Genomic DNA, 3,541 nt, shown 5'->3' with positions numbered 1-3,541 from the left:
CCGCAGGTTCAAATCCTGCCCCCGCAACCAATTCTAATTCCAAAAACCTCCGAAGGCACCGCCCCGGAGGTTTTTGCATTCATAGCCAAATCCCCCCACAGATCGTCTGTGCCTAATCCCCCAAAACAACAATCGCGGCAACGGACACAAGTTCTGATCCGAGCCGGTCCCCCTAACTACCTCAACTTGCGATCGCCCGCCCCTCCGCCGGCCCCTCCGGCGGGCCTTACGCGGCTGCATGGTAACCACGGCCCCCCTCGATATCCATGCCGCGCTTCGCGTCCTCGACCCAGCCCTCAATCTCCGAAGGCAGCAGCTCGAACGTGCGGCGGGCTGCATTTACACAAGACGGACAGGCGATCAACGGATGAAAGGGAAGGCCTTTCCCTTGCACGAGCAGCACAAGCGGATGTGGGCCGTGGCCCTGTGCGTTTGCGCCGCCCGGGCCGGTTCAGGTGCGCTTGCGGAGTGCTGCGATCAGGACGGCCCCGATCCCGACGCCGGCAAGCCCTGTCATCGGTGCATCGCCGGCCTCTCCGTTCGCTACGACAATGCCGATCAGAGCCCAGATCGTGCCGGCCGGATAGGTCCAGACCGGGCGCGCCTTTCCGATGACGCCAAGCGCCACCGCCAGGACCGCGAGCACCAGCAACACGGCGGCAGCCCCGGCCCCGAGGACACCATAGCCCGTCAGCACCACCGAGACCGCCACGCCCGCCGCGGCTGTCAACCAGCCGGCATAAAAGCCGAGGGCACCGGCCTCGCGCAGATCGGTGCCGGCGCGACAGGCTGCAACGATGGCCATCGCGGCCATCGGCACGATCAGCGCCGTCGCCAGAAGCGGCGCGCGCATCGCCGTCTCGACCCAGAACGTCCCGAGAAACAGGCTGACGCCGAGGGGCAGGGCTGCGCGCCTCCAGCCGGGCGTTACTTCCGGGCGAAGGAGCAGAGCGCGGAGTGCCGTCACGATCAGCGCGGCATAGATCGGCCCCCAGATCGCGAAGGCCCACCCGACCGGCTGTGCGGGCCAGCGATCGACCTGCACCGGAAAGCTTTCTTTATAGAAGCCGCCGAACCCCTTCGACAGGAACGGCGCGGCGGCGAAGGCGACGGTCAGGGCGAGGATCGCGGCGCGGATGAGGCGGTCTTTCATGTCAGTCCTCCGGGGTCTGGGAACGAAACGCGGCAAGTGAGGCGAGGGCGGCGGCGCGGCCTGTGCTCAGGGCTGCGGCGGGGCCGGGGCGCCAGCACGCGGGCACGGTCCAGGACAGCGGGATACTGTCGTGCCAGGCCTGGGCCTCGGGGCCGGGGTTGCCCGCGAACCCCGCGAGCCAGCGCCGGCGATAGCGACCCTCGGGGTCGAACTGTTCGGCCTGACGTTCGGGGTTGAAGATGCGGAAATAGGGGGCGGCATCGGGGCCACAACCGGCGACCCACTGCCAGTTCATCGCGTTCGCCGCCGGATCCCAGTCGGTCAGGCAATCGGCGAAATGCGCCAGACCGGCGCGCCAGTCGGTCAGCAGATGCTTGGTCAGCCAGCTTGCCACGACCATGCGCACACGGTTGTGCATCCGTCCCGTCACCCACATCTCGCGCAGGCCCGCGTCAACCAGCGCGACGCCGGTCGATGCGCGTTTCCAGCCCTCCAGCCCGGGGCCGTCCTTGCGCCAGGGGAAGGCCTCCCATTCGGGGCGCCAGCAGGCCTCGGCCATCTGCGGGAAGGCGATCAGCAGATGCCAGGCGAATTCGCGCCAGATCACCTCCGACAGGAACTTCCCGATCCCGGCGGCCTGCGCCGGGGCGAGGCGGGCGTGCATCCGGGCCCGTGCCCACAGGGCGCGCGGGCCGATCTCGCCCAGGGCCAGATGCTCCGACAGGTTCGAGGTCGCCGCGATGTCCGGCCGGTCGCGGTTCTCGGAGTAGGATGCGGCACTGTCGAGGAACGCATCGAGGCGGGCAAGAGCGGCCGTCTCGCCCGCGGGCAGGGCGAATCGCTCAAGCGCGGCGCGTCCGCGCCGCATGTCGGGTGCGAGGTCGAGCGCTGCGGGGGCGATCCCCGCGGGCGGATCGGCGAAGGCCACGATGCGCAGGGGCGCATCGGGGGCGGGGCTTTCGGGTCCGGTGCGCTCGACCGCCCGGGCGAAGGGGGTGAACACCTTGTAGGTTCCGCCGGTGCCGCTTTGCACGGCGCGGGGGTGAACGAGCAGATGGCCCGGGTGCAGGATCAGGGAACGCCCCTCGGCGGCCAGCGCCGCACGCAACCGGCCCTGGGCAGAGCGCATCGCGGCGGTGGGCCAGTCCGACTGATGCAGCCTGCCGAGGTCCAGACGGCGCATCAGGGGGGGGAAGATCTCTTCGGCCTCGCCTTCGAGGATGCACAGTCCGCGTCCGCCGGTGCGCTCTTTCAGTGCGCGGTCGAAGGCTGCGAGCCCGCGCGCGAGCCGCCAGCGGCTGGCCGCACCCTGCGCGCGGGTCATCCGGTCGACGAGGAACACCGGCAGAAGCGGCCCGTCGGCGATCGCGGCGAGCAGTGCAGGGTTGTCACCGAGACGCAGATCCCGGCTCAGCCACAGAAGTCCGGCTGGATGTGCCATTGTGCCGCCTTTCGTGCAGGGGGGGCGGCCCAGATGTAGCACGCCCCCGCCTGCGGGTGCAAAGGCGGGGGCGTGTAATCGTCTGGCTCTCAGAGAACCTTGACGCGGGTGCCGACCGGGCACAGCTCATAAAGTTCGGCGATCTTCTGGTTGAAGGTGCCGATGCAGCCCGAGGAGCTGCGCCGCCCGATCTTGCGGGTGTCATGAGTGCCGTGGATGATGTAGGCGGGCCAGCTGAGATACATCGCATGGGTGCCGAGCGGATTGTCCGGTCCGGCGGCCATCGGCTTCAGCGAGGGATCCTTCGCGATCATCGAGGGGGTGGGGGTCCAGCTCGGGCCGATCTTCTTGCGCACGATATGGGTATAGCCGCGCTTGGTCATGTCCTCGCTGATCGGCACCGAGGTCGGGTAGACCCGGTAATCGCTGCCGTCGGCCGACCAGTAATGCAGCACGCGCGACTGGGTGTCGGCGATCAGCGTCACCTGGGTCAGCGCGTCGTAATGGTCCTGCCAGTAGATCGACCGGAACGAGGCCATGTTGCGCCGCTCCGGCGGCGGAACGATGGCGGGCTGCTGCGCCATCGGGATGTCCTGCGTGTCGGCGCGGGCGAGGGCGGGCGCGAACAGCGCGACGCTGCCGAAGGCGAGCGCTGCGCGACGGGTCAGGACGGACGGGGGCAGGGGGGAGGAACTCATGGGTTCGGTCTCGACTGTCTTTGAGATGTTTCTGACTTTGAAGCGCTTTCGGCTTCGGTTCGGAGGATCGTTTCGGGATCCGAGGATCCGCTGAAGGGTTTCACAGTGTCGCAGCACGGGCCAGTCCGGGCAAGGTCACGATCCCGTGATTTCTTGTGCCGAGGTCCAGGAAGGGGGGATTTCTGCTTGTGGTGGGGCGGGCGAAGGGCTGTGTCCCGCAGAAAGAAAAGCGGGGGGCTCTGCCCCCTA

Annotated in this window: 3 protein-coding genes; all 3 read right to left on the bottom strand. The window is 68.5% G+C overall.

What is annotated here, in order from left to right; all coding sequences use genetic code 11:
* Positions 1 to 451: 451 nt before the first annotated feature.
* Positions 452 to 1,153 carry a tryptophan-rich sensory protein gene (locus tag CG50_RS15770; protein WP_051910096.1) on the bottom strand — a complete coding sequence of 234 codons (702 nt, stop codon included), beginning with the start codon at positions 1,151 to 1,153 and terminating at the stop codon, positions 452 to 454.
* A gap of 1 nt (position 1,154) precedes the next feature.
* Positions 1,155 to 2,594 (bottom strand): cryptochrome/photolyase family protein, encoded by a 1,440-nt coding sequence (locus CG50_RS15765; protein ID WP_036640542.1) that lies wholly within the window; start codon positions 2,592 to 2,594, stop codon positions 1,155 to 1,157.
* Between the two features lie 89 nt (positions 2,595 to 2,683).
* On the bottom strand, positions 2,684 to 3,292 hold the full coding sequence (locus CG50_RS15760) for a L,D-transpeptidase (protein ID WP_036640540.1): 609 nt from the start codon (positions 3,290 to 3,292) through the stop codon (positions 2,684 to 2,686).
* Positions 3,293 to 3,541 lie beyond the last annotated feature (249 nt).

The sequence above is a fragment of the Paenirhodobacter enshiensis genome, assembly GCF_000740785.1.
GTDB classification, from domain to species: Bacteria; Pseudomonadota; Alphaproteobacteria; order Rhodobacterales; family Rhodobacteraceae; genus Rhodobacter; species Rhodobacter enshiensis.
This window is presented reverse-complemented; position numbering and strand designations above follow the sequence as displayed.

Bases quoted from the DNA above. Each gene is read 5' to 3' on its own strand.
- CG50_RS15765 (WP_036640542.1), bottom strand. From the start codon at position 2,594: ATGGCACATCCAGCCGGACTTCTGTGGCTGAGCCGGGATCTGCGTCTC.
- CG50_RS15770 (WP_051910096.1), bottom strand. From the start codon at position 1,153: ATGAAAGACCGCCTCATCCGCGCCGCGATCCTCGCCCTGACCGTCGCC.
- CG50_RS15760 (WP_036640540.1), bottom strand. From the start codon at position 3,292: ATGAGTTCCTCCCCCCTGCCCCCGTCCGTCCTGACCCGTCGCGCAGCG.